This is a genomic window from Stenotrophomonas sp. 01N47, from assembly GCF_056399165.1.
In genome coordinates, this window is record NZ_JBFTQU010000003.1 from 78,231 (window position 1) to 103,918 (window position 25,688).

19 protein-coding genes are annotated in these 25,688 nt (G+C 66.7%); 10 read left to right on the plus strand and 9 right to left on the minus strand.

Annotated elements, in window-relative coordinates; translation table 11 throughout:
- Positions 1–10 precede the first annotated feature (10 nt).
- The 3 genes from AC1DKR_RS06590 (at position 11) to AC1DKR_RS06600 (ending at position 1,577) form a co-directional block, all read left to right on the plus strand.
- Entirely contained in the window at positions 11–619 is a 609-nt protein-coding gene (locus AC1DKR_RS06590) for a hypothetical protein (protein WP_133119372.1), read from the plus strand.
- A 24-nt stretch (positions 620–643) separates the two neighbouring features.
- Positions 644–1,237, plus strand: coding sequence for a hypothetical protein (locus AC1DKR_RS06595; protein WP_394197773.1), 594 nt, complete (start codon positions 644–646; stop codon positions 1,235–1,237).
- Positions 1,238–1,394: 157 nt separating this feature from the next.
- The gene (locus AC1DKR_RS06600) at positions 1,395–1,577 is read left to right on the plus strand and encodes a hypothetical protein (protein ID WP_478031891.1); all 183 of its coding nucleotides are present in this window, start codon (positions 1,395–1,397) and stop codon (positions 1,575–1,577) included.
- Positions 1,578–1,613: 36 nt separating this feature from the next.
- Here the strand turns inward: AC1DKR_RS06600 and AC1DKR_RS06605 are convergent, their stop codons facing one another.
- The 3 genes from AC1DKR_RS06605 to AC1DKR_RS06615 all read right to left on the minus strand — a co-directional run bounded on the left by AC1DKR_RS06605 (position 1,614) and on the right by AC1DKR_RS06615 (position 4,859).
- Complete coding sequence (locus AC1DKR_RS06605; RefSeq protein WP_025875531.1) at positions 1,614–2,321, minus strand: 2OG-Fe(II) oxygenase; 708 nt, start codon at positions 2,319–2,321, stop codon at positions 1,614–1,616.
- A gap of 108 nt (positions 2,322–2,429) precedes the next feature.
- Positions 2,430–3,446 carry a class 1 fructose-bisphosphatase gene (locus AC1DKR_RS06610; protein ID WP_478031894.1) on the minus strand — a complete coding sequence of 339 codons (1,017 nt, stop codon included), beginning with the start codon at positions 3,444–3,446 and terminating at the stop codon, positions 2,430–2,432.
- 210 nt (positions 3,447–3,656) lie between these two features.
- The gene (locus tag AC1DKR_RS06615) at positions 3,657–4,859 is read right to left on the minus strand and encodes an amino acid aminotransferase (protein ID WP_478031897.1); all 1,203 of its coding nucleotides are present in this window, start codon (positions 4,857–4,859) and stop codon (positions 3,657–3,659) included.
- Between the two features lie 171 nt (positions 4,860–5,030).
- Here AC1DKR_RS06615 and AC1DKR_RS06620 point away from each other — a divergent pair, with 171 nt between their 5' ends.
- A complete protein-coding gene (locus tag AC1DKR_RS06620) occupies positions 5,031–7,145 on the plus strand; it encodes a TonB-dependent receptor family protein (protein WP_478031899.1) in 2,115 nt (704 codons plus the stop codon).
- 116 nt (positions 7,146–7,261) lie between these two features.
- Here AC1DKR_RS06620 and AC1DKR_RS06625 read toward each other — a convergent pair whose 3' ends face one another.
- Complete coding sequence (locus AC1DKR_RS06625) at positions 7,262–7,588, minus strand: hypothetical protein (protein WP_025875523.1); 327 nt, start codon at positions 7,586–7,588, stop codon at positions 7,262–7,264.
- A 141-nt stretch (positions 7,589–7,729) separates the two neighbouring features.
- Here AC1DKR_RS06625 and AC1DKR_RS06630 point away from each other — a divergent pair, with 141 nt between their 5' ends.
- From AC1DKR_RS06630 to ligD, 3 genes are all read left to right on the plus strand, one after another.
- Positions 7,730–8,128, plus strand: a complete 399-nt coding sequence (locus AC1DKR_RS06630; protein ID WP_025875521.1) for a hypothetical protein — start codon at positions 7,730–7,732, stop codon at positions 8,126–8,128.
- Between the two features lie 145 nt (positions 8,129–8,273).
- Positions 8,274–9,203, plus strand: coding sequence for a non-homologous end joining protein Ku (ku, locus tag AC1DKR_RS06635; protein WP_312786830.1), 930 nt, complete (start codon positions 8,274–8,276; stop codon positions 9,201–9,203).
- Between the two features lie 3 nt (positions 9,204–9,206).
- Entirely contained in the window at positions 9,207–11,684 is a 2,478-nt protein-coding gene (ligD, locus tag AC1DKR_RS06640) for a DNA ligase D (RefSeq protein ID WP_478031901.1), read from the plus strand.
- A 71-nt stretch (positions 11,685–11,755) separates the two neighbouring features.
- Here ligD and AC1DKR_RS06645 read toward each other — a convergent pair whose 3' ends face one another.
- The 3 genes from AC1DKR_RS06645 to adh all read right to left on the minus strand — a co-directional run bounded on the left by AC1DKR_RS06645 (position 11,756) and on the right by adh (position 14,883).
- A complete protein-coding gene (locus tag AC1DKR_RS06645) occupies positions 11,756–12,145 on the minus strand; it encodes a hypothetical protein (RefSeq protein WP_394197176.1) in 390 nt (129 codons plus the stop codon).
- A 105-nt stretch (positions 12,146–12,250) separates the two neighbouring features.
- Positions 12,251–13,279, minus strand: a complete 1,029-nt coding sequence (gene adhP, locus AC1DKR_RS06650; protein ID WP_025875513.1) for an alcohol dehydrogenase AdhP — start codon at positions 13,277–13,279, stop codon at positions 12,251–12,253.
- A 74-nt stretch (positions 13,280–13,353) separates the two neighbouring features.
- Positions 13,354–14,883, minus strand: a complete 1,530-nt coding sequence (gene adh / locus AC1DKR_RS06655; RefSeq protein ID WP_025875511.1) for an aldehyde dehydrogenase — start codon at positions 14,881–14,883, stop codon at positions 13,354–13,356.
- 222 nt (positions 14,884–15,105) lie between these two features.
- On the opposite strand from adh, the gene AC1DKR_RS06660 reads away from it, so the two are divergent.
- On the plus strand, positions 15,106–16,956 hold the full coding sequence (locus AC1DKR_RS06660) for a sigma-54-dependent Fis family transcriptional regulator (RefSeq protein WP_313445722.1): 1,851 nt from the start codon (positions 15,106–15,108) through the stop codon (positions 16,954–16,956).
- Positions 16,957–17,007: 51 nt separating this feature from the next.
- Here the strand turns inward: AC1DKR_RS06660 and eda are convergent, their stop codons facing one another.
- The gene (gene eda / locus AC1DKR_RS06665; RefSeq protein ID WP_033832654.1) at positions 17,008–17,646 is read right to left on the minus strand and encodes a bifunctional 4-hydroxy-2-oxoglutarate aldolase/2-dehydro-3-deoxy-phosphogluconate aldolase; all 639 of its coding nucleotides are present in this window, start codon (positions 17,644–17,646) and stop codon (positions 17,008–17,010) included.
- Positions 17,633–18,652: a sugar kinase gene (locus AC1DKR_RS06670; RefSeq protein WP_363734144.1), complete on the minus strand. Its 1,020-nt coding sequence runs from the start codon at positions 18,650–18,652 to the stop codon at positions 17,633–17,635. The genes eda and AC1DKR_RS06670 overlap by 14 nt, the downstream gene beginning before the upstream one ends.
- Positions 18,653–18,937: 285 nt before the next feature.
- Between AC1DKR_RS06670 and AC1DKR_RS06675 the strand changes: the two genes are divergently transcribed.
- Positions 18,938–21,700, plus strand: coding sequence for a TonB-dependent receptor (locus AC1DKR_RS06675; RefSeq protein ID WP_478031905.1), 2,763 nt, complete (start codon positions 18,938–18,940; stop codon positions 21,698–21,700).
- A gap of 136 nt (positions 21,701–21,836) precedes the next feature.
- Complete coding sequence (locus AC1DKR_RS06680; protein WP_478031907.1) at positions 21,837–25,640, plus strand: LamG-like jellyroll fold domain-containing protein; 3,804 nt, start codon at positions 21,837–21,839, stop codon at positions 25,638–25,640.
- Positions 25,641–25,688 lie beyond the last annotated feature (48 nt).

The window sequence follows — 25,688 nt, forward strand, 5'->3', positions numbered from 1 at the left end:
CGATTTGTCCATGAAGCGTCTACCTGCCCTGGGCTGTGGTGCGTTTCTGTTTGCCTGCAACGCCGATGCGGAAGCTGCCCGTGCGTTTGTGGTTGAAGACGCTGCCATGCGTGACCTCGCCTGCCTCGGAGTGGAGCCCCGCCAGCTGCTCTTTTCCTGTCACCAGATCGTTGCCGGCAACAATCGTGTGGTCGGGCTTAGACGATTCCGGTCTTCGTGGCGGATCGACCATTCCACATTCAGCAAGCTCACGATCCAGCTCCCTGCTGATGCGAAGGCAGGAGACCGATTCGCTGCCGCAGGCGATCGAGTACGGATGTTCCATAGCAGCGGTTCCAGCGCATTCGCCGGAAAGACCGGCTGCTACGGAGTACCCGTCGCAGGGCAGATCACCGTGGTCTCCACCGGAGATTTCGGCATCGAGATCCAGATCGACGCAACGTTCCGCGCCACAAGCCCACTGCAATGGCCGGGAGAGTGCGACGCACCGACGACGGTGTCAGAGCGTTTGAGAGCCTTGCCGCTGTCGCTGCAGCATCTTGATGCATGGACGGGAGCGCATGATCCGGACGCATCACCCTTCGATCAGGCACACCCCTCCAATCGCTTGCATGACTGAACTCAGATCAGCAGTTTCTACACGATGAAACGTACTTGCTGCCTTCCGGCCAGCGCTCTCATGCTCTGCCTTGTGGCCCTGCAGGCGCAGGCCCGCGACATCCACGAATGCATCGTCGTTCCGCAGGCCACGATCGTAACTGACATGCCGGCTGGCCTGGACGAGTTCGAACAGCGACTGTGGATGGCGAATACAGGTCAGAGGGTGCGCAAGGGCACGGACACCCTCCTCCTGCTGCGCCTCTTCTCGGAGTCGCCGGGCGTGATCGATTCCCAGCAGTACATCAAGATCACGGGCAGCCTGAAGCGATACGCGCCTTCGTCGAAAGGGACGCCGGAGGTGGTGGATGCGCGCTTGACAAGTGGCGGCGCGGGCTTCGCGCACAAGGGAGACTACTGGCTGTCCGATTCAGCGGACGTCGAACTACATCAGCCGCACAAGGGCGATAGTCAGATCGAAGTCAAAGTGACGGCTGTTGGGTGGAACAGCTATCGAAAAGAAGACCGTTCCTTCTATCTCCAGTTCACCTGTCAACTGAAGGAAATCCCTGTCGAGAAGCTCAGTGCCTGGCAAGGAGGAAACGACGATCTCTGGGGATCCTTTGGACCCGCCAGATAGCTGAGCGTCATCAATCTGTACCCAGCAACCACTGCACGCTATGAAACAGACAAGCGCCAGCTACGGGGACTGGAGAGAGGAGAGTTCAGCATCGTGGATGCGGAACAGCTCCGCCTACTGGTTCAAGTCCATTTTTCCGGACCCATAAGCGCATGGCGTGAAGATCATCTACTGGCTCGGCATCGCGTTCCTGTGGATGCTTCCGTTGAACGTTCTGCTGCTGACGGCCGGCACGCTGATGTCGGGTGAGGCGCTTGGAGAACAAGAGTTCGTCGGCCTGGGTGTGGCCGTGTTCGGTACCATGGCGGGCGCGATTCTCTATCGCCGCCGCCCGCGGTAGCGCCGAGCAAGCGAGCGTTAGCAGCACGCGCGACCCTTACCCTCCAAACAACTTCTGCGCGCTCTGGAACAGGATCCAGCTGGTGGCGATGAACTTGTCGCCGCCCTGCGGCCGGTTGCCGCGATGGGTATGGGTGAATGCAGTCGGCGCGATCAGCAGGCTGCCGGTGCGCGGGGCGATCTTCCTCCCCTGGAACAGGAACTCGGTTTCGCCTTCTTCGAAGTCGTCGTTGAGGTACAGCGTCCACAGCACATGCCGGTGCAGCGTCTCGGCCTGCGCGTCCTTGGGGTACAGCTCGCAGTGCCAGTACGGGTAGCCGCCCTCGCCCGCCGCGTACCATTGGAGGTTGATTGCGCCCGGGCGCAGGCAGGTGCGCGCCAGATCCGCCAGCTGCTCCGGCGCCATGTCGGGGAAATCCTCGGCCGACAGGCGTCGCGGCTGGCCGTTGCTGTCCTGGATCTGCAACATCAACGGCGCGATCAACGCCTGTGGATAACGGCGTAGATAAGTCTGCAGACCCGCAAATACCGCCTGTTGCAGCTGCTGGTCCACATCCTGCCAGCCGTCCACACCGCTGATCCGCAGATCCTTGCTGTGCTTGAGTTCCGGGAACACACCGCTGCCCACCGCGCCGGGTTTCAGGCCCTGGCTTGCACGCATGCGCGCGACGATCGCAGCGCACACGTCGCTGGGGACGGCGTTGTGGATGACCTCGATGAAATCGACAGGGCCCGGCTCGTGCATGCGTGCATTCCTTCGACGGCAAGGGCTTGATGGTGCCGTTTGCAGCTGCTGCTGTCACCCTGCGGTCATGTCATCAATCTGCCATGACCGCTGTAGGGATGGCCGCTGTCAGACGCTCTTCGCGTCATGCTCCTGGTGATAACGCACGGCCTCGGCGACCTCTTCGCGCGAACCGAGGAATACCGGCACGCGCTGGTGCAGCTGGTCGGGTTGCACATCGATGATGCGCTCGCGACCGGTCCAGGCAGCGCCGCCCGCCTGCTCCACCAGCAGGCCCATCGGGTTGGCTTCGTACATCAGGCGCAGCTTGCCGGCCTTGCCCGGCTCCTTCTTGTCCCACGGGTAGATGAAGATGCCGCCGCGGGTCAGGATGCGATGCACGTCGGCGACCATGCTGGCGATCCAGCGCATGTTGAAGTTCTTGCCGCGCGGGCCTTCCTTGCCGGCCAGCAGATCTTCCACGTAGGCCTGCATCGGCGCTTCCCAGTGCCGCTGGTTGGACATGTTGATGGCGAACTCCTGGGTGGCCGCCGGGATCTGCATGTTCTCGGTGGTCAGCAGGAACTCGCCGGTTTCGCGGTCGAGGGTGAAGGCGTGGGTACCGTGGCCGACGGTCAGCACCAGCTGCGTGCTGGGCCCGTAGATGCAGTAGCCGGCGGCGATCTGCTTGCTGCCCGGCTGCAGGAAGGCGTCATCGCCCGGCAGTTCGACGTTGGTCGGGCAACGCAGCACCGAGAAGATGGTGCCGACGGAGACGTTGACGTCGATGTTGGAGCTGCCATCGAGGGGATCGAACAGCAGCAGGAAATCGCCACGCGGGTAGATGTCCGGCACCGGCTGGCTGTGGTCCATCTCCTCCGATGCGCAGGCGGCGAGGTGACCGCCCCAGGCGTTGGCTTCCAGCAGGATCTCGTTGCTGATGACATCCAGCTTCTTCTGCGCTTCGCCCTGCACGTTGCCGGTACCGGCGTCGCCGAGCACGCCACCGAGGGCGCCCTTGCTGACGGCGATGGAGATGCTGGTGCAGGCGCGGGCGACGACCGCGATCAGCTGGCGCAGGTCGGCGTTGATGCGACCGGCGTGCTGCTGCTGGATCAGGAAGCGGGTCAACGAGGTACGGGACATGGGCGGGCAGGTCTCGGCAACGGGAAAACGCCTATTGTCGCTGGTCTGACTTGCGCGTGGGTGAGCGGGGGTAGGCGTAATCGTTTCCAGAGGCATTGCGGTCGTGGCGCCTTCCCTTCGTCGAGGCGCGCGGGAGGGCGAGACAAGGCAGGAGCAAAAACAAAGGCGCCTTTCGGCGCCTTTGTTTCCACAGCTTGCTGGAGCGGTCGATCAGCTCTTGGCGACGGTGGCCACGGCTTTGGCAACGTATTCCAGGTTGTTCTGGTTCAGCGCGGCCACGCAGATGCGGCCGGTGCCGACGGCGTAGATGCCGAACTCGTCGCGCAGGCGCTCGACCTGTTCGCGGCTCAGGCCGGAGTACGAGAACATGCCGGCCTGCTCGTTGATGAAACCGAACTGCGGGGCACCGGCGGCGGCCAGCTTCTCGACCAGGCCCTGGCGCAGGGCGTGGATGCGCTCGCGCATCTCGGTCAGTTCCTGCTCCCACATCGCGCGCAGTTCCGGGTTGGTCAGCACGCCGGCAACCAGTGCAGCACCGTGCGTGGACGGGCTGGAGTAGATCGTGCGGATCACGCGCTTGACCTGCGACTGCACGGCCTTGGCGTCAGCGGCGGTCGGCGCCACCATCGACAGCGCACCCACGCGCTCGCCATACAGCGAGAACGACTTGGAGTACGAGTTGGTGACGATGAAGCTGTCGATGCCGGCCTCGGCGATGATGCGCACCGCGGCGCCGTCCTGCTCGATGCCCTTGTCGAAGCCCTGGTAGGCCATGTCGATGAAGGGGAACAGCTGGCGGTCCTTCAGCAGCTGCGCGACCTGCTTCCACTGGCTGACGGTGAGGTCGGCGCCGGTGGGGTTGTGGCAGCAGGCGTGCAGCAGCACCACGGTGCCCGCTTCCAGCTTGCCCAGGTCGGCCAGCAGGCCGTCGAAGTTGACGCCATGGGTGGCCGGGTCGAAGTAGGTGTAATCGACCACCTCGAAACCAGCGGCGCTGAACACGGCGCGGTGGTTTTCCCAGCTCGGGTTGCTCAGCGCGACGGTGGCGTGCGGCAGCAGCTTCTTCAGCACGTCGGCGCCGACGCGCAGCGCACCGCTGCCACCGACGGTCTGCGCGGTGGTGACGCGGCCGGCAGCCAGCAGCGGCGAATCTTTTCCGAACACCAGCTCACGGGTAGCCTGGGTGTACGCCGGCAGGCCATCGATCGGCAGGTAGCCGCGCGGTTTGGCTTCGTTGGCGAGCTGCTGCTCGATCTGCTTGACGGCGCGCAGCAGCGGAATGCGGCCGCTCTCGTCGTAGTAGATGCCCACACCCAGGTTGACCTTGGTCGGGCGGCTGTCGGCGTTGTACGCCTCGGTCAGGCCCAGGATCGGGTCGCCTGGGACCAGTTCCACGTTTGCAAAGAAGGACACGGCGGTACTCGTTCGGTAGACGGAAAGGGGGAGGAATTGCGCCACGCGGCTTGCGGCTTTTCGGCCGGAAACAGCCCATCGTAACAAAGCCTGCCGGGGCTGGCCGCCGCCATCGTCATCCGCCTGCCCGTACCATGGCGTGCGTTGCCGCCCGATCCATCAACCTGAATCATGAATTCCGCCGCACGACGTCATTGCCTGCCGCTGTCCGCCCTGCTGCTGTCGCCTTTTTCGGTGGCGGCCGCGCCCTCGCCCACCTCACTGCCGGCGGTGCAGGTGCAGGCCGCGCGGGTGCCGGGCGTGGATCCCTTCGCCCTGCCCGCCAGCCTGGATACGGTGTGGATCGATGCCGACCGTACCGGCCCCAACACGCAGCTGTCCGAGGCGCTGGGCGGGGTGCCGGGCCTGCTGGCCCGCGACCGGCAGAACTTCGCGCAGGACACCCAGCTGTCGATCCGTGGCTTCGGCGCCCGTTCGACCTTTGGCGTGCGCGGGGTGCGGGTGCTGATTGATGGGGTGCCGGCGACCATGCCCGACGGCCAGGGCCAGCTGTCGCACGCCAGCCTGCTCGGTGCCGAGCGCATCGAGGTGCTGCGTGGGCCGTTCTCGGCGCTGTACGGCAACTCGTCCGGGGGCGTGCTGCAGGTGTGGAGCGCGCAGGGCCAGGCCGGTGACCCGTGGCGGCTGCGGGTGAATGCCGGTGCCAACAACACGCTCAGCGTCGGCGCGCAGCTGCGTGGGGCAGGCAAGGGCATCGATTACAACGTGGCCGCCAACCATTTCAGTACCGACGGTTGGCGTGACCACAGCCGTGCGCGCCGCGAATCGTTGAACGCGCGGTTGGGCACCGAGCTCGCTGGCGGCCGCCTGGAACTGCTGCTCAACGCGCTGCATGCGCCCAACGCGCAGGACCCGCTGGGCCTGACCCGCGCGCAGGTGGCGGCCGATCCGCGCCAGGCCACGGCGGTGGCTGAGCAGTACAACACCCGCAAATCGGTGCGCCAGCAGCAGGCAGGCCTGCGCTGGACCCGGGAAGCCGGTGCGCAGCGCTGGCAGCTGATGGGCTATGCCGGGCAGCGCGCGGTGACCCAGTACCTGCCGATTCCGCCGGGACCGCAGGCCAACCCATTGCACGCCGGTGGCGTGATCGACCTGGATGGCGGCTACGGCGGGCTGGACGCGCGCTGGGGCTGGAACGGCGATCTGTGGGGGCGACCGCTGGATCTGGTGGTGGGCGTGAATGCCGATCGCCAGCGCCAGCACCGCACCGGCTACGAGAACTTCGTCGGCACCATCGTGGGGGTACGCGGCCGCCTGCGTCGCGACCAGATCGACATCGTGCAGAACGTGGACCAGTTCGCCCAGGCGTGGTGGCGATGGAGTCCGCGCTGGTCGCTGCTGGCCGGGGTGCGCCACAGCGCGGTGCGCTTCGAATCGGATGATCGCTACATCGTCGGGCGCAATCCGGACGACAGTGGTCGCCGTCGCTACCAGGCCACCACGCCAGTGGCGGGTGTCAGCTTCGAGGCAAGCCCGCAGTGGCGCCTGCACGCGGCGATCGGACGTGGTTTTGAAACCCCGACGTTCAACGAGCTGGGCTACCGCGCCGACGGCCAGGCCGGGCTGGCGCTGGATCTGGCGGCCGCCCGCAGCCGCAGCCTGGAAGTGGGCAGCAAGTGGCACGCGCAGGATGGAAGACAGCTCGATGTGAGCCTGTTCCGTGCAGATACTGACGATGAACTGGCCGTTGCCAGCAGCACCAATGGTCGCAGCACGTACCGCAACATCGGCCGTACCCGCCGCCAGGGTGTGGAGCTGCAGTACCGGCAGCCGTTGGCCGAGCAGCTGGAGCTGCAGCTGGCCTGGACCTGGCTGCAGGCGCAGGTGCGTTCGCCCTATCTGGCCTGTGCGGCCAGCAACTGCGCAGTGCCCGACACCGTGGTTGCCGCTGGCAGCCGCCTGCCCGGCGTGCCCCGGCAGCAGGCGCATGCCCGCCTGCAGTGGTCGCCGGGGGACTGGCAGTGGGCGCTGGAAGCTGCCGCCAGCAGCGATGTGGTGGTGAATGACATCGCAACCGAGCGCGCACCGGGATACGCGCTGCTGAACCTGGACGCCGGTCGCCGCTGGACGCTGCAGGCGGGTGACCTGCGTGCATTCGCACGTATCGACAACGTGCTGGACCAGCGCTACATCGGCTCGGTGATCGTCAACGACGGCAACGGCCGGTTCTTCGAACCGGGGCCGGACCGCCGCGCCAGCGTGGGCCTGCAGTGGTCATGGCGCTGAAGCGGTAGCGCCGGCCGTTGGCCGGCATCGCTCCGTGCAGGACGTCAGGAGGTTGCCGGCCAGCGGCCGGCACTACCCATCAATCCATCGATCGGCGGCCTTGGCCGGCATCGCGATCAATCCGGGGCCTTGGCGGGTACGAACGGCGAGGTTGGATCGCTGGCCGGGAAGGTCTCTTCCAGCGCCTCGTCCTGGTTGTCGCTGGCGTGCTGCTTGCGCTCGCGCCGCTTCAGCGGACTTTCCTGGCCACCGCGATTGCGGTCACCGCAGTCCTTGCGGTCCTGGGCGGCCTGTTCAGGCCGGCGCACGACGGGCAGTACGCCTTCGTCCGGTGTCGACATGCCGGCGCCACGGTCCTCGGCGTCGGCCAGATCGTGTTTGCCGCGCTGCTCGCCCGGCTCGGGGGTGTGGTTCTCACGCAGGGGGTCACGGGTGGTGGTCATGGGGCGTTCCTCCGGTAGGCCTCCACTAGAGCGCGGACGAAGTAAAGCCACTGCGAACCTGGCGTCATGAACATCTTTGTCACGACTGGATAACGGCGGCGCGCGTATTCCTGCCCACCCGCCCTGCTGCAGGAGCCGGCCATGCCCCGTCTTGAACGCCCCGCCCCGTCCGTGTTCAACGCCCTGCTGGATCCCCTTGGCCAGCGCAGCACGCAGCGCCGCACGCGCCGCCTGGAGGATCCGCAGGCGGTGGCGCAGGATTACCTGCAGTACATGCTGAGCGACTACGAGGAACGCCGCGGGCAGGGGCATCGCAACTGGCGCGATCTGTGCCCGGTGTACGCCTTCGCGTTGACCACCCATGCCGCTGACTGGCCGCGTGGCGGTGAGGCCGATACGAGTGGCGAACTGGCCGAGCACTGGGACCAGATGCGCGGACAGTCGCGCCTGAACTGGGCACAGGCGCAGCCGGTGGTGGAAGATGCCTGGCGCGCGCTGGACCATATCCCCGCCGCTGCGGTGAGGCCGCTGCTGCAGTAGTGCCGGTCGCTGGCAGGCATCGCCTGGATTCAAGGAGCTGCCGGCCAGCGGCCGGCACTACCGCATGGTCTGCACGTAGCCGACACGGTTGTTTCACGGTAGCCGGCTGAAGCTGGCTACCCCTGCTGAAACACAGGTGCGCATCATGGCCCGCCCGATCTGGACCGGTACGCTTTCGTTCGGCCTGCTCAACGTACCGGTCTCGCTGATGTCCGGCGAGCGCAAGGTCGACCTGCACTTCCGCATGCTCGATTCGCGCGATCGCAAACCGATCCGCTTCGAACGGGTCAACGCCGACACCGGCGAGGAAGTGCCATGGAAGGACATCGTCAAAGCCTACGAGTACGACAAGGGCAGCTATGTCGTGCTGGAGGAAGACGATATCCGTTCGGCGGCCCCGGAGAGCCATGAAACGGTGGAGGTGGAGACCTTCGTCGACGCCACGCAGATCGATCCACGCTACTACGAAAAACCCTATCTGCTGGTGCCGGGTAAAAAAGCCGAGAAAGGCTACGTGCTGCTGCGGGAAACACTGCGCAGCACCGGCAAGGTCGGTATCGCACGGGTGGTGGTGCGCACGCGCGAGTACCTGTGCGCGGTGATGCCCAACGACGACGCACTGGTGCTGATGATCCTGCGTTATCCACAGGAACTGGTCGAGCCTGACGACTACAAGCTGCCCAGTGGAAAGCTCGCTGACTACCGCATCACCAGCAAGGAAACGGCGATGGCCGAGCAGCTGATCGAGTCGATGGCCGGCGACTGGGATCCCTCGCAGTACCACGACGAATTCCGCGAGCGCCTGCAGCAGGTGCTGAACAAGCGCATCAAGTCCAAGGGTGGCACCACCAAGGTGGAGGACGAGCCGGCACCGCGCGAGGACGCCAGCACCAACGTGGTGGACTTCATGGCATTGCTGCAGAAGAGCCTGGATGCCAACAAGCGCACGCCGGCCAAGAAGGCAGCAGAGCGCAAAGCACCGGCCAAGAAGACAGCGGCGAAGAAGGCACCGGCAAAAAAAGCCCCTCCGAAGAAGGCTGCAAAGAAAACCGCCGCGCGACGCAAGGCAGGTTGAGCCATGTCGTTGCATCAGTACCGGCGCAAGCGTCGGCTGGGCGGAGGCAGCGGGCAGACCCCCGAGCCGGATGAAGCGCCCGCACAGGGGAACCCGAAGCGACGGCCGATCTTCGTGGTTCAACTGCACCACGCCAGCAGCCGCCACTACGATTTCCGCCTGGAAATGGATGGCGTGCTGAAGAGCTGGGCGGTGCCGAAAGGGCCGTCGCTGCGGGTGGGTGAGAAGCGCCTGGCGGTGGAGGTGGAAGACCACCCTCTTTCCTATGCCGGCTTCGAAGGTGACATTCCGGAAGGACACTACGGCGCCGGTCACGTCGATGTGTTCGACCACGGCAGCTGGGCCTGCGAAGGTGATCCGCTGCAAGCACTGGCTGCGGGCAAGATCGACTTCGTGCTGCACGGGCAGCGCCTGGCCGGTGGCTGGAAACTGGTACGCACGGCGATGAAGGGCCGCCAGGTGCAGTGGCTGCTGATCAAGCGCGATGACGCGCAGGCACGGGATGCGGAGGCGGACGATCTGCTGGACACGCCAGCGCGAACATCCGCGAAGAGGTCCCGGGTTTCAGCGAAGAAGACGGCTCCAGCGCCACGTGCCGCACACCCACGCAAGGCCGATGCACGCTGGCATGCGCGCGCGCTGCAGCTGGACGGGGCACGCGACAAAAGCTACCCGCACCAGTTCAAGCCACAGCTCACCGATCACCGCGACACCGCGCCCGATGGCGAGCGTTGGCTGCATGAGATCAAGTGGGATGGTTACCGGTTGCTGGCCGATCTGCACGAAGGTGAGGTGACGCTGCGCTCGCGCAATGGCCTGGACTGGACGGCTGACTTTCCCGACGTGGTGCAGGCCGTACAGGCGCTGCCGGTGCGCGATGCGCGCCTGGATGGAGAACTGGTGGTGCTGGACGACAACGGCCGCAGCGACTTCGCCGCGCTGCAGCGGGTGATCGACGGTAGTTCGAAACAACCGCTGCGCTTCATCGTGTTCGATCTGCCGGGCGTGGCCGGGGTCGACATCAGCCGCGCGCCGCTGCTGCAACGCAAGGCACTGCTGAAGGAACTGATCGGCGATGCAGTTGGCACGCTCGCCTTCAGCGAGCACGTCATCGACCATGGCCCTGCCGTGTTCGAGGCCAGCGGCAAGGCGGGTTTCGAAGGTATCGTCAGCAAGCAGGTCGATGCGCCTTACGTGAACACCCGCGCACGCAGCTGGGTGAAAGTGAAGCACGAGGACACCGATGAATTCCTGATCATCGGCCACACCGCACCCAAAGGCTCGCGGGTGGGATTCGGTTCGCTGCTGCTGGCCACGCCGGACAAGGGCGGCCTGCGCTATGTCGGCCGCGTCGGTACTGGCTTCGACGATGAGGGGCTGCGCGCGCTGGCGGCCACGCTCGCGCCGCTGGCGGTGAAGGAGGCGGTGCTGGAGCTGCCGGCGCACGTGCCGTTCCGTGCGGCCAGCGTGCGCTGGGTCAAGCCGGTAACGGTGGCCGAGGTCGCGTTCCGCGGCTGGGGCAAGGAAGGGTTGCTGCGCCAGGCCAGCTTCAAGCGGCTGCGCAGTGACAAGAAGAAGGAGGACCTGGCGATGAGTGCAACACCGGCCGATGACGGCGACGACGTTGCCATCACCCATCCCCAGCGCGTGGTGTTTGCGAAGAAGAAGCTCAGCAAGGGTGATGTCGCCGACTACTACCGGCAGATGGCACGCTGGATCCTGCCGGAAATCAGTGGACGGCCGCTGTCGCTGCTGCGCTGTCCCGACGGCGTCGGCAAGGCCTGTTTCTTCCAGAAGCACCACGGCCAGGGCCTGGGCGACGCCGTGCATGCAGTGCCGCTGCAGCAGAAGAGCGGGCGCGAGGACTACGTCTATATCGATGACGAACGCGGGCTGCTGCAATTGGTGCAGATGAACACCCTGGAGCTGCATCCCTGGGGGGCGACGGTGGCCGACCCCGAGCATCCCGACCGGCTGGTGTTCGATCTTGATCCGGGTGAGGGCGTGAGCTGGGCCGACGTCAAGCGCGGCGCGCGCGATGTGCGCGATCGACTGCAGGAGACCGGGCTGCAGAGCTTCGTGCGGTTGTCCGGTGGCAAGGGCGTGCATGTGGTGGTACCACTGCAACCTGCGGCCGACTGGGAGGACGCGAAAGCGTTTTGCGAAGCCTTCGCGCAGGCGATGGCCGAACAGGCGCCGGACCGCTACGTGGCGACGATGAGCAAGGCCAAGCGCAGCGGCGTGATCTTCATCGACTGGCTGCGCAATACACGCGGTGCGACCAGCGTGTGTTCGTGGTCGCTGCGTGCGCGGGATAGCGCGGGCGTGGCGGTGCCACTGCGCTGGGAGGAGCTGGCGCGGGTGAGTGCTGCCGATGCGTTTCCGATGGACAAGGCGTTGGCACGGGTGAAGCGATTGAAAGCGGATCCGTGGCAGGGTATCGACGCGTTGAAGCAGACGCTGCCGACGCTGCAGCGGTAGTGCCGGCCGCTGGCCGGCARCTGCAGGATCATCGAGGTTGCCGGCCAGCGGCCGGCACTACCGGTATCCGCTCAGCGCCGATCGCGCGATGCGCGGCGGCCGAACCACCAGCCCAGCAGCAACTGCACCGGCAGCGAAACCAGCAGGCCGATGACGAACCAGTGCGGGAAGTCGCCGCCCATCACCCACAGGCCATAGCCCGTGCCGAGCACCAGCAGTGACCAGATCGAGGTGCCATGCGCGCGTGGCCAGCACGGCGCGTAATAGGTGGCGAAGGCAACGGCGGCGATGCCACCCAGCACGGTGAATGCCAGGTCCCAGCCGAGCTGGGCCTCACTTCCCGGCGTCATGCGCAGCAGCGATGGCAGCCAGCCCGCGGCACTGCTGACAAGGGCCAGCGCGAGCAGCGCGCCGATCAGCGCGAGCAGGGAGAGAAAGACGGTCTTGAGCGTGCCGGGCATGCGCGCATTGTACGACCGCCGGGGTGCGCGGCGCTGCCGGCAGATCGGCATGGCCGCCGCGCCCGTGGGAGAGGGAGACGGGCACGGCGGCCATGCACAGGGGGGTCAGGCAGCGAAGTCGATCACCACGCGGCCTTCGATGGTGCCGGCGTGCATGCGCGCGAACACCTCGTTGACGTTCTCCAGGCGGTCGGTGCTGACCGTGGCGGCAACCTTGCCTTCGGCGGCGAACTGCAGCGATTCCTGCAGGTCCAGGCGGGTGCCGACGATCGAACCGCGCACGGTGACGCCGTTGAGCACCATGCCGAAGATATCCAGCGGGAAGTTGCCCGGTGGCAGGCCGTTGAGCGAGACCGTACCGCCGCGCCGCACCATTCCCAGCGCCTGTTCAAACGCCTTGGGCGAAACCGCGGTGACCAGCGCACCATGCGCGCCACCGATCTCCTTCTTCAGGAACGCAGCCGGATCGGTGGTGCGCGCGTTGACGGTGACCTGTGCGCCCAGGCGCCTGGCCAGGGCCAGCTTGGCGTCGTCCACATCCACCGCTGCCACGTTCAGGCCCATCGCGCGGGCGTACTGCACGGCCATGTGGCCGAGGCCGCCGATACCGGAAATGGCCACCCAGTCACCGGGCTTGGTGTCGGTGACCTTCAGGCCCTTGTACACGGTGACGCCGGCGCACAGCACCGGTGCGATCTCCACAAAGCCCACTTCCTTCGGAAGCAGGCCGACATAGTTGGCATCGGCCAATGCGTACTCGGCGAAGCCGCCGTTGACCGAGTAGCCGGTATTGCGCTGCGTTTCGCACAGCGTTTCCCAGCCGCCCAGACAGTGTTCGCAATGGCCACACGCCGAGTACAACCAGGGGATGCCGACCCTGTCACCTTCCTTGATGTGCCCTACCCCGCCTCCCACGGCCACGACGTGCCCCACGCCCTCGTGGCCGGGGATGAACGGCGGGTTCGGTTTCACCGGCCAGTCGCCCTCGGCGGCGTGCAGGTCGGTGTGGCAGACGCCACAGGCCTCGATCTTGACCAGCACCTCGCCCGCCCCCGGGCGCGGTACCACGACTTCCTCGATGACCAGCGGCTTGCCGAACTCACGGACGACGGCGGCCTTCATGGTTCTGTTCATGCGTGCTTCTCCGTAGTGCGCTTGCAGACAGGATGGCGCCGGCCCCATGCCCGCGCCTTGATCCCGATCAATCCTCAGAAGAAGCCGAGCTTCTTCGGTGCGTAGCTGACCAGCAGGTTCTTGGTCTGCTGGTAATGGTCGAGCATCATCCGGTGGTTCTCGCGGCCGATGCCCGACTGCTTGTAGCCACCGAACGCGGCGTGCGCCGGGTAGGCGTGATAGCAGTTGGTCCATACCCGCCCGGCCTGGATCGCGCGGCCCACGCGGTACAGTCGCGCGGCATCGCGGCTCCAGACGCCGGCACCCAGCCCGTACAGCGTGTCGTTGGCGATCTGCAGTGCTTCTTCTTCGGTCCTGAACGTGGTCACCGACACCACCGGCCCGAAGATCTCCTCCTGGAACACGCGCATGCCGTTGTGGCCCTTGAACACGGTCGGCTGCACATAGAAGCCGCCGGCCAGGTCGCCACCGAGCGCGGCTCTGTCACCGCCAATCAGCACCTCGGCGCCTTCCTCGCGGCCGATGGCGATGTAGGACAGGATCTTCTCCAGCTGTTCGCCCGATGCCTGCGCGCCCACCATGGTGTTCGGGTCCAACGGATTGCCTTGGCGGATCGCCGCCACGCGTTCGAGCACACGCTCCATGAAGCGTTCGTAGATCGATTCCTGCACCAGTGCGCGCGACGGGCAGGTGCACACCTCGCCCTGGTTGAAGGCGAACATGACGAAACCTTCCACTGCCTTATCGAGGAAATCATCGTCCTCGGCCATTACGTCGGCGAAGAACAGGTTCGGCGATTTGCCGCCCAGCTCCAGCGTCACCGGAATCAGGTTCTGGCTGGCGTACTGCATGATCAGGCGGCCGGTGGAGGTTTCACCGGTGAAGGCGATCTTGGCGATGCGCGGGCTGCTGGCCAGCGGCTTGCCCGCCTCCAGGCCGAAGCCGTTGACCACGTTGAGCACGCCCGGCGGCAGCAGGTCGCCGATCACCTCCATCAGCACCAGGATCGACGCCGGGGTCTGCTCGGCAGGCTTGAGCACCACGCAGTTGCCGGCGGCCAGCGCCGGCGCCAGCTTCCAGGCCGCCATCAGCAGCGGGAAGTTCCACGGGATGATCTGCCCGACCACGCCCAGCGGTTCGTGGAAATGGTAGGCCACGGTGTCGTCGTCGATCTGCGACAGGCTGCCCTCCTGCGCACGCAGGCAACCGGCGAAGTAGCGGAAGTGGTCGGCCATCAACGGCACGTCGGCGTTGAGCGTCTCGCGGATCGGCTTGCCGTTGTCCCAGGTCTCGGCGTGGGCCAGCAGTTCCAGGTTCTGTTCGATGCGATCGGCGATGCGGTTGAGCAGCAGCGCACGGTGGGCGGCCGATGTGCGGCCCCAGGCGTCCTTTGCGGCGTGCGCGGCATCGAGTGCGGCGTCGATGTCCTCGGCGTTGGAGCGGGCAACTTCAGTGAACACCTGGCCGTTCACCGGCGAGATGTTGTCGAAGTACTGGCCGCTGCGCGGGGCGATCCATTCGCCACCGATGTAGTTGCCATAGCGCGGCTTGAACAGGGAGCGCGGATCGGTGGCATGCGGGCGGGTGGACGGTACGGCGTTCATGACGGCTCCTGCGATGGACGTGGTGCATCCACAGCCGCAAAGACGATGCCAACTGTGGCCTGCTGCGCTGCATCACGCCTTCATCGCCCGGCTCTCGGCCATCCTGTCGCGCACCCTGCGGCAGCGCAGCAGGCGCGGCCGTTGCAGGCCGACGCGGGGTGTGCTGTTAATCGGGACAGGTCCCGCAACAACTGTCGCAATGTGCGACACAGGAGGCTGTCGGTGTCCCCGCTTGCTCCCGATCCCCGCCTGGGAAGTGCCCGGCGCAGTTTCTTCGAGCGCGGCGCTGCTCCCGTCGGCGCGGTGCCCGAGGCGATCCTGCATTCCTGGCAACGCTGCCAACGGCACGGCCTGCTGGTGGATGCGCAGCCGGCCGCCGAACCATTGACCGACAACCGCCTGCGCGAACTGCGCCAGCGCCGCGAGCGCCTGTGGCGACAAGCGCGCCCGGAGCTGGATGGACTGGCTGCGGAAATGACCCACAGCGGCAGCATCGTGCTGCTGACCGATGAAGACGGCTGGATCCTCGACGCCGAAGGCAGTGCCGGTTTCCTCGACAAGGCGGGTCGTGTCGCGCTGATGCCGGGCATGCGCTGGGACGAGGGCACGGTCGGCACCAACGCGATCGGCACCGCGCTGGTCGACGGGCGCGCGCTGCAGGTGCGTGGCGGCGAGCACTACTTCGCCCCGCACGGCATCCTCACCTGTTCGGCCGTGCCGATCCTGGATCCCTACGGGCAATGCCTGGGTGTGCTCGATGTGTCCGGCGACGCGCGGTTGCCACACGTGCACGCGCTGGCGCTGGTGCGGCAGGCGGTAGCGCAGATCGAGCACCGCGGTTTCGCCGACGGCCTGGCCGACTGCGAGCTGCTGCGCCTGCATCATCAACCCGCGCTGCTGGGCAGTGCGCGCGAAGGCGTGCTCGGCTTCCGCGGCGGTCGCCTGGTCGCGGCCAATCGTGCCGGCCTTGCCTTGTTCGGGCTGGATCGCCAGGACATCGGACGCACGCCGTACGAAGCGCTGTTCGAACAACCGCTGTCGCGGCTGGCAGATGACGGCGTACTGCTTGATCGCCAGGGCCGTCGTCTGTACGGCGTGCGCGAGGCCCGTGCGTCGCGACGCAGTGTGGCTACGCCTGGACCGACCGCGCCGTTGCCGGCGAGTGCGCAGGGCCCACTGTTCGATAGCGGGCAGCAACAACAACTGGCCACCGCAGGACGCGTGCTGCAGGCCGGGTTGCCGGTGCTGCTGCAGGGCGAGACCGGCACCGGCAAGGAAGTCTTCGCGCGGGAACTGCACGCACGCAGCACGCGTGCGGGAAAGCCCTTCGTCGCGGTGAACTGCGCGGCGCTGCCGGAAGGCCTGATCGAAGCAGAGCTGTTCGGCTACGAGGAGGGTGCCTTTACCGGTGCGCGCCGGCAGGGCAGCCCGGGCCTGCTGCGGCAGGCCGAGGGCGGTACGTTGTTCCTCGATGAGATCGGCGACATGCCGCTGGCGCTGCAACCGCGCCTGCTGCGCGTGCTGCAGGAACGCGAGCTGTCACCGCTGGGCGGCGGCAAGCCGGTGAAACTGGATTTCGCACTGGTCTGCGCCAGCCACTGCGAACTGCCGCAGGCGGTGGATGCCGGCCGCTTCCGTGCGGATCTGTATTACCGCATCGCCGACCACGTGGTGACCCTGGCGCCGTTGCGGCAGCACCCCGATCGCGCTGCCGTGGTGGATGCCCTGTGGCAGCAGCTGGGACAGGGCCATGCGTTGTCGTCGCAGGCCCGCGCGGCGCTGGCCGCCCATGCCTGGCCCGGCAACCTGCGCCAGCTGAGTGCCTGCCTGCGCACGCTGGCCGCACTGGCTGAGCCGGGGCAACCGGTGGGCCCGCAGCTGCTGCCCGCGGACGTACGTGCTGACACGCCCACCGCGCCAGCAGTGCCTGCCAGCGGGGCATTGGAGGAAATCGCCGAGGCGGCCATGCGCCAGGCGCTGGCCGAGTGCCAGGGCAACGTCAGCGCGGCCGCCAAGCGGCTGGGGATCAACCGCAGCACCCTGTACCGCCGGCTGGGTACACCACGCGGCTGAGCGGATGCGCTGGCGCCGGGTCTGTGCCCGGCTCCAGCAGGGGCCGAGGGATCAGCCCGCCAGCACCGCGGCCTCGCGTGCCAGGCGCTCGACGCTGTCCCAGTCGCGGGTCTGCATCAGCGCGGCGGTGGTCAGCCACGAACCGCCCACGCACAGCACGTTGGGCAGATGCAGGAACTGGCTGGCGGTCTGCGCACTGATGCCGCCGGTCGGGCAGAAGCGCACATCGCCGAACGGGCCGTGCCACGCCGACAGCATCGCGGCACCGCCGGCCTGCACCGCAGGGAAGAACTTGAAGGTATCCAGGCCATGTTCCAGGCCGACGATCAGCTCCGAACCGGTGGCCACGCCAGGCAGGTAGGGCAGATCGGCATCACGCGCGGCGGCATACAGCCGCGGGGTCGCCCCGGGCGACACCGCAAAGCGACCGCCGGCCTGTTTCACCGCCTGCATCTGCGCGGCATCGAGCACGGTGCCGGCACCAATCACCGCATCCGGCACGGCGTCGACCATCGCCTTGATGGCTTCCAGCGCCCGCGGCGTGCGCAGGGTCACCTCGATCACCGGCAGGCCGCCACGGAACAGCGCCTGCGCGACCTGTACCGCATCGTCGATGTCATCGGGGGTGAACACCGGAATCACCGGTGCCAGTTTCAGTACCGCACGAACGCGTGGATCAGCGCCGGACATCGAATCGCTCCTCGCCCATCAGGGCCAACACATCAGCTTCGCTGACGGGATTGAAATCGCCGGGAATGGAATGCTTCAGGCCCCCGGCGGCCAAGCCGAAGCGCACGGTGGCGTCGGCATCGAAGGTCGACAGGATGCCATGCAGGATGCCTGCCGCGAAGGCATCACCGCCGCCGATGCGGTCGACGATGCCCTGCAGCTGGCGTACCGGGGCCTGTGCGCGGGTGCCATCGCGGCCGAGCAGCAGCGCGCCCAGCGCATGGTGGTCCACGCTCAACGTCTGGCGCTGGGTGCAGGCCATCCACTGCAGCTGCGGGAACGCTTCGAACGCGGCCGCTGCCGCCGCTTCCACACGCGCGACCACGTCGGCCTGTTCGAAACGCTGGCCGAGGATGACTTCGATATCGCGGTAGTCGGCGAAGACGATGTCGGCCTGCGCGAACAGTTCGTGCAGGATCGCCCGCGCATCGCCCCCCCAGCGCTGCCACAGCTTCGGCCGGAAGTTGCCATCGAAGGACACGCGCACGCCCAGTGCACGCGCAGCGCGCGCTGCGGCCAGGGTGGCCTGCGCCACGTCCGCGCCCAGCGCCGGGCTGACCCCGGACAGGTGCAGCCACTGCGCGCCCTGCAGCAATGCGGGCCAGTCGTAGTCGGCGGCGGTGCTGTTGGCGAATGCCGAATCGGCACGGTCGTAGACCACTTCGCTGGCCCGTTGCACCGCGCCGGTGGTCAGGAAATACAGACCCATGCGGCCTTCGGCATCTTCGCGCACGCCGCGCGTGTCGACCCCATGCCGGCGCAGTTCGGCCAGCGCATGCGCGCCGAGCGCGTTGCCGGCAACGGTGCTGACCATGGCCACGTCATGTCCAAAGCGGGACAGCGAGACAGCCACGTTCGCCTCGGCGCCGCCGACATGCACCTGCAGCTGCGGCGACTGCAGCAGCAGTTCGCGACCGGGCGCACCCAGGCGCAGCAGCAGTTCCCCGAAACACACGATACGACCCATTTCTGCTCCTTCACGCGTGCCGCCCGCATGTGACACTGGGCGGCGTGGTAGTGGACCACGCGTGGGGCGTGGAATTGGCTAGCGGTGTCATTTCAATCCCGCCCATCCTTGCCCTTAGCCTACCAAACTGTTGGAGCCATTGTCCTGCAAGCGTCTTGGAGACATTTCAGATCTGTTGCGGTGCAAGATGCCGGATCGGGAACGTGCTGTTAACGTCCGGCCTGACCAGCGGTGTCATTCCGCTGAAACAGCCGCGATACCAGACCTTTGGGAGAGGGGAAAGGCATGCATTCTCGGAACCATGAAAAAAAGACACCGGTTACCTTGCTCGCGTTGGCCGTCGCACTGGCCCTGGCAGGCAACGCCGGCGCGCAGCAGCAGAGCGTCAACCCGAACGCCACCGACCTGGATACGGTCACCGTCACCGGCTACCGCGCCAGCGTGGAGAAGGCGCTGGACATCAAGCGCGGCGAAGCCGGCGTGGTCGATGCCATCGTTGCCGAGGACATCGGCAAGTTCCCGGACCTGAACCTGGCCGAGTCGCTGCAGCGCATCCCGGGCGTGGTCATCACCCGCGAGGCCGGCGAAGGCCGCAACATCTCGGTGCGTGGCCTCGGCCCGGAATTCACGCGCGTGCGCATCAATGGCATGGAAGCGCTGACCACGGTCGGCGCCGGTGACCAGAGCGGCGGCACCAACCGCGGCCGTGGCTTCGACTTCAACGTGTTCGCCTCGGACCTGTTCTCGCAGCTGCTGGTGCGCAAGACCGCCTCGGCCGACGTCGAGGAAGGCTCGCTGGGCGCCACCGTCGATCTGCGCACCGCGCGCCCGTTCGACTACGACGGGTTCACCTTCGCCGCCAGTGGCCAGGCCAGCTACAACGCGATGGCCGAAAAGGCCGATCCGCGCATTGCCGCGCTGGTCTCCAACACCTTCGCCGATGGCACCTTCGGCGCGCTGCTGTCGGTGGCCTATTCCGAGCGCCAAGCGCTGGAGGAAGGCTCCAACACCGGTCGCTGGGCCAACGGCCCGAGCAACGGCAACTTCGCCGCGTCCTCGCCGTTCGCCGCCGCGCGTGGCGCCGATGTGTTCCATCCGCGCTTCCCGCGCTACGTGCAGATGGAGCATGAGCAGAAGCGTCTGGGCGTGACCGGTTCGTTGCAGTGGAAGCCGAACGACGCCACCGAGATCTCGCTGGATGCGCTGTACTCGAAGATCGACGCAACGCGCGACGAGCACTACATCGAGGCGATTTCCTTCAGCCGTGGCGCCAATGCGAGCGCACGCCTGTCGGGCAAGCCGACCACCATCGTCAAGAACGGCGAGATCCGCGACAACGCACTGCTCTACGGCGAATTCGACAACGTCGACATCCGCACCGAGAACCGCCACGACGAGTGGAGCACCGAGTTCAAGCAGATCGCGCTGAACGGCCAGCACCGCTTCGGTGATGACTTCACCCTGTCCGGCAAGATCGGCATCTCGCGCTCCAAGCACGAGAACCCGGTGCAGACCACCGTCATCATGGACAAGTACGACGTCAAGGGCTACAGCTACGACTACCGCGGCAACAGCCGTGCGCCGATCCTCAACTACGGCATCGACCCGACCAATCCCAACGGCTGGGAACTGGCCGAGATCCGCCTGCGTCCGCAGTACGTGGACAACGACTTCGACACCGGCCAGATCGACTTCAACTGGAACATCAGCCCGGGCTTCCGCCTGAAGGGCGGCGTGCTGGCCAAGGACTACACGTTCAAGACCGTCGAACTGCGCCGCGCCAGCGAACTGGCCGTGCCCAACTTCGCCGGCGGCAACAAGATCGTGCCGGTGAACCTGACCGAGCAGGCCGGACTGAAGGGCATCAGCGGCAGTCCGTCGAACTGGGTCGTGCCGGACCTGGATGCGATCGCCGAACAGCTCGACATCTACAGCAACAGCGGCACTTTCGCCGTCGCCCCGCGCGCCAACAACGTGCGCAGCGTCGAAGAGAAGGACCGAGGCGCCTACCTGATGGGTGAGTTCTCCACCGAACTGGGCTCGCTGCCGTTGTCGGGCAATTTCGGTGTGCGCTACGTGCGCACCAAGCAGTCGGCCACCGGGCAGTCGACGCTGGCCAACGGCACCGTCGAAACCACGGTCAGCCGTACCTACGATGACACCCTGCCCTCGTTCAACCTGGTGGCGGAAGTCACCCCGGACTTCCTGATCCGGCTGGGTGCGGCCAAGGTGATGAGCCGTCCGGGGCTGGGCAGCCTGACCCCGGGCGCGACGGTGGCCGTGGCCGGTGGTGCACGCACCATCTCCAGCGGCAACCCGATGCTGGATCCGATCCGCGCAACCAATGTCGACCTTGGTTTCGAGTGGTACTTCGCCGAGGGCGCAATGGCCGGCATCGGCCTGTTCTACAAGGACATCGAGAGCTTCGTACAGACCACCCGCGAAGTGCGTCCGTACAGTGACAGCGGCCTGCCGGCTTCGCTGCTGGTCGGCACCGGCGCCTCGGCCACCGATGACTTCACCTACAGCAAGCCGGTCAACACCCCGGGCGGCGAACTGCACGGCGTGGAGGCCAACTACACCCAACCCTTCACCTTCCTGCCGGGCAAGTGGGCCAACCTGGGCATGCAGTTGAACTACACCTGGGTGGAATCGAAGATCCAGTACATCAACGCGGCCGGGCAGCCGGTGATGAAGACCGACCTGACCGGCCTGTCGAAGTCGTCGTGGAACGCCACGCTGTTCTATGAAGGCGAGAAGTTCGCCGGGCGCATCTCGGCCACCAACCGCGATGACTACCTGACCCAGGCACCGGGCCAGGAAACCGGCTTCAACCTTGATGGCTACCATGGCATGACCGGTACCACGGTGTTCGATGCATCCATCCGCTACAAGATCAGCGACCAGCTGGAACTGAGCCTGGAAGGCATCAACCTGACCAACGAAGCGTCCGACGAGTGGGTGTACTCGCCGCTGACCGGTCGCCTGCCGCTGCAGTACACCGAGACCGGCCGCCAGTACCTGCTGGGGCTGCGCTACAAGTTCTGAGCAACGCCGACGGCGTGCCACCCGGCACGCCGTCGTTCGCCACGACCGCTGCTGCGCCGCAAGGTGCCGTCGCGGCGTGGCCTTGCTACGGTCCGGCGGCCCTCGCCGGCCGTCGCCCGTTGAAAGGAAACGCCTGATGCCGCACCGCTCGACCCTGTCCCGCTGCCTGTTGCTGGCGGTGGCCCTGGCTGCCGGCCCCGCGATGGCCGCCGCCGATGCGCCCACGCTGCTGTTCCATGTCGATGCCGGCAAAGGCCTTGAGGCCGTGGTGGCGCAGGGTGAGGCGGTGCCGAACTTCCGCGACAAGGTCGACATCGTCGATGACGGAGCGCGCGGCAAGGCCATCCAGTGGCAGGACGACGGCGTGCTGGCCTGGGATGCACCCGGCAACATCCTCGCCCAGCGTGGCACCCTCGCCTTCGACTGGCGCGCGCGCTACGCGGTGGGTGAAGCACCGTTCGTAATCTTCCGCGTCGGCTATGCCGACCACAGCAGCTGGGACATGGCCTGGCTGCGCATCGACTGGAACGGGCATGGTTTCGATGCGTTCGTCACCGATGCCAACCTCGCCCGCACGCGCGTGTCGTTCCGCATGGACACGCCGCCACGTGCGGACCAGTGGCTGCACCTGGCCTTCGCCTGGGACGAAGACCAGGGTGTACGCCTGTTCGTCGATGGCCGCGAGGTGGCGCGTGTGCAGGCCAGCGGCGATTACGATGCCGCGCTGGACCAGCTCGGCCTGGCCGGGCGGGTGATGGCGCCCTACCAGGTGCAGAGCCGCTACAACTTCCTGCGTGGCAGCGATTTCCAGCACATCCGCGTGTATGACCGCATGCTCGATGCTGCGGCCGTCAGTGCGCTCGCGCGCGGCAAGGCCGCCGAAAGCGCCGTTGCCAGCGCTGCCGATGACCGTGCCTGGCGCCATCGCTTCGGCTGGGAAGGCGCGTCGCCACCGCCATTGACCGCAGCCAGCACGCGCATCCGCAAGATCGAATTCGACGATGCCCGCGACCTCAAGGCGTGGATGTGGAAGGCCACCGACGGCATCGCCGAGACCACCTGGCCCGGTGTCTACAACCGCTCGCGCCTGCCCGGCCGCAACGACTATTTCCAGTTGCCGGACTGGAACACGTATGTGGAAAGCGGCCAGCATCTGGACCTGACCGTGCCGGCCGGCGAGACCGTCAACCGGGTGGAGATCCGTGGCGCGGCCTTCGGCACGCTGGCCCATGGCCGCGATGCCGCGCACGCCACCCAGGTGCTGGCGACGCGTCCGCAGGGTGTGGTGCGCAGCGTGGACGACATCCCCGCACAGACCGGTGGCGTGCTGCGCTTCAGCAACGTTGAACAGGAAACGCCGATCCAGGAGATCTGGGCGTATGGCGTAAGCGAAGGTGCCGAGCCCGACGGCACGGTCAAGCAGACCTATGTCATCGACAGCCAAGCACTGCCGGACTACACCAACCTGGACACACTGCGCCGCTACATCGAAGGCCGCTACCCGGCGGCCGAACGCAGCACGGTGATGGCGCTGCCCAAGGGGGCGGGCTCGCGCCGGCGCCCGGCCGATTCGTTGCCAACGCAGCCCAAGCCCATCGTGCACGTGCTGATTCCCTCCGGCGTGGGCGATGCGCCGGCCAACCAGCCGTTGATCCGCAGCTGGGCCTACAGCTGGGAGAACATGCATGACGGCCTGGATGGCGTGGCCATCGATATTCCCGCGCTCGACCTGCCGGCCACGCACGATGGCCTGATCCCGCTGAACCTCCGCATCAAGGATCCGATCTGGCCGGCGCGCGACATGATCGATGTATCGGTCTCGGTGCAGCCGGGGCAGAAGCGCACGCTGTGGCTGGACCTGCGCGACCGCATCCTCACCGCCGACAGCCTGTGGTTGAGCATCGCCTCGGCTGCGCCCGGCTTCGACGCCAAGGCACTGGACGGTGCGCAGGTGCGGCTGGTGTTCAAGCCACGCGCCGATGCGCTCAAGGAGCATGTGGCCGACCGCTTCAACCAGGTGCGCGACAACTGGGGCTTCCTCGTGGAGGAACACACCACCTCCAAGCGCCAGCGCCTGTACGCGCGCGTCTACGCGGACCTGAGCGATCTGCTGCGGGTCGACCCGGACCATGAGCTGGGCCGGTTGTACTGGAACTACATCAGCTACAACAGCCAGGGCCGCCCGCCGTACACCGCGCCGGAGGTGCCCAAGGGCGTACCGGCGTGGGCCTTCCACCAGGTGCAGGACCTGGCGCAGGTGCGGCAGTTCGTCGACTGGTGGATCGATCAGCGGCAGGTGGCCTACGGCGATTTCGGTGGTGGCATCTCCGATGATTCCGACCTGACCCAGCAGTGGCCCGGCCTTGCCCTGATGGGCGTGCAGCCGGACCGCCTGAATGCCTCGCTGACCGCATTGTCCGACGCGGTGTACCGCAACGGCATGTTCAGCAATGGCCTGAGCACCATCGAGACCGACGAGCTGCATGCCTACGAGGAAGGCATCAACACCAACAGCGCGATGCTGTACCTCAACTGGGGCGATCCGCTGACCCTGGAACGGCTGATGGAAACGGTGAAGGCGTTCGACGAGTGCATCATCCTGCGCAACCCGCAGGGCCATGTGCTGTTTTCCAGCAACTGGTTCGGTGGCAACAAGGTCTACCGTGAACCCAACTGGCAGTGGCAGAAGCCGTACTCGTTCCCGGTGCTGCACCCGGCTTTCCTGCTGGGCCAGTACAACGCCGACCCGACCGGGCGCCGGCTGGTGATCGGCCTGGCCGATGGCTATCTGGCCCACGCCGGCACCGACGACAAGGGCCGCTTCACCCTGCCCAACGAGATCAACTGGGCGACGGGTGAGACCCGTGGTGGCGAACTCAACAACGGTTCCGGCAGCGGTGACACGATGCACACCTTCTGGGCGGCATGGCGCTGGACCGGTGATGCGAAGTACCTGCAGGCACTGGACTATCGTGTGCAGCGCGGCGGCCCCGGCGCGCTGGCCAACCTTGGCGAGAACTATGTAGAGGCACTTGGCCGGCAGCAGGACTGGTACCCGCTGCTGACCGCCGAGGCAGATGCCGGAAAGACCGGTTTCGCCAGCCTGATGGCATGGCAGGCCAGCGGCGACCGGAAGTACATCGACGCGCTGCATGCCGAGGGCCTGCAAGCCAAGGCACAACGCGCGTACATGAACACCGAAGGCCATTGGTGGTCCGACCGGGTGGAAGCACCGAGCGAGTTCCTGCAGCGTGCGCGGCTGGGCGGCATCGCCCTGAAGCGCAACCAGAGCTGGCCCGGGCACACCGTCAGCTGGCGCTTCGATCGTGAGGGCGCCGCGGAACAGGTGGCACTGCTGGTGCATGCTCCCTCGCGTGAGCGCTTCACGATCACCAGCCACAACCTCGGTGCGCGCGTCATCGCCGCCGACATGACCGGCTGGAACGTGGGCAGCGGGACCTGGCGCGTGCGCAGTGGCGTGGACGCCGATGGCGATGGCCGCATCGACGGTACGCCGCGCCAGCGCACGGTGCAGCTGGAGACGAGTGCGTCGGTACCGATGCAGTTCCAGCCCGGTCGCACCGAGGTCTTCGAATTCGAGCGTGTGTCTGCGGGCACGCCGGTGGAAATGCGTCCGGACCTGGGTGTGGGCCGTGGCGATGTGCGGGTGGACGGGCGCCAGGTACACGTGACCGTGCACGGCCTTGGGCATGTGGCCAGCGGTGTGGGCGTGGCGATACTGGAAGATGCGCGGGGCCGCGAGATCGCACGCACCGAAGTGCCGGCGATCACAGCACCAACCGATCTGCTGCCGAAGACGGCGGTGGTGTCGTTGCCATTGCCGGCAGGGGGGCGCGGTGGCCTGCGCGTGCGTGTTGCGCTGGCCGATGGCGGAGAGGAAGTCACGCGGCTCAACAATGTGGTGGATGTGCCGCGATGAATTCCGCGTTCCGCCGGGCATGGCCCGGCGCTACCGATGAATCGGTGG

Bases quoted from the DNA above. Each gene is read 5' to 3' on its own strand.
- AC1DKR_RS06620 (WP_478031899.1), top strand. From the start codon at position 5,031: ATGAATTCCGCCGCACGACGTCATTGCCTGCCGCTGTCCGCCCTGCTG.
- AC1DKR_RS06590 (WP_133119372.1), top strand. From the start codon at position 11: ATGAAGCGTCTACCTGCCCTGGGCTGTGGTGCGTTTCTGTTTGCCTGC.
- AC1DKR_RS06680 (WP_478031907.1), top strand. From the start codon at position 21,837: ATGCCGCACCGCTCGACCCTGTCCCGCTGCCTGTTGCTGGCGGTGGCC.
- AC1DKR_RS06630 (WP_025875521.1), top strand. From the start codon at position 7,730: ATGCCCCGTCTTGAACGCCCCGCCCCGTCCGTGTTCAACGCCCTGCTG.
- AC1DKR_RS06675 (WP_478031905.1), top strand. From the start codon at position 18,938: ATGCATTCTCGGAACCATGAAAAAAAGACACCGGTTACCTTGCTCGCG.
- eda (WP_033832654.1), bottom strand. From the start codon at position 17,646: ATGTCCGGCGCTGATCCACGCGTTCGTGCGGTACTGAAACTGGCACCG.
- AC1DKR_RS06625 (WP_025875523.1), bottom strand. From the start codon at position 7,588: ATGACCACCACCCGTGACCCCCTGCGTGAGAACCACACCCCCGAGCCG.
- adhP (WP_025875513.1), bottom strand. From the start codon at position 13,279: ATGAACAGAACCATGAAGGCCGCCGTCGTCCGTGAGTTCGGCAAGCCG.
- AC1DKR_RS06610 (WP_478031894.1), bottom strand. From the start codon at position 3,446: ATGTCCCGTACCTCGTTGACCCGCTTCCTGATCCAGCAGCAGCACGCC.
- ku (WP_312786830.1), top strand. From the start codon at position 8,274: ATGGCCCGCCCGATCTGGACCGGTACGCTTTCGTTCGGCCTGCTCAAC.
- AC1DKR_RS06645 (WP_394197176.1), bottom strand. From the start codon at position 12,145: ATGCCCGGCACGCTCAAGACCGTCTTTCTCTCCCTGCTCGCGCTGATC.
- AC1DKR_RS06595 (WP_394197773.1), top strand. From the start codon at position 644: ATGAAACGTACTTGCTGCCTTCCGGCCAGCGCTCTCATGCTCTGCCTT.
- AC1DKR_RS06605 (WP_025875531.1), bottom strand. From the start codon at position 2,321: ATGCACGAGCCGGGCCCTGTCGATTTCATCGAGGTCATCCACAACGCC.
- adh (WP_025875511.1), bottom strand. From the start codon at position 14,883: ATGAACGCCGTACCGTCCACCCGCCCGCATGCCACCGATCCGCGCTCC.
- ligD (WP_478031901.1), top strand. From the start codon at position 9,207: ATGTCGTTGCATCAGTACCGGCGCAAGCGTCGGCTGGGCGGAGGCAGC.
- AC1DKR_RS06670 (WP_363734144.1), bottom strand. From the start codon at position 18,652: ATGGGTCGTATCGTGTGTTTCGGGGAACTGCTGCTGCGCCTGGGTGCG.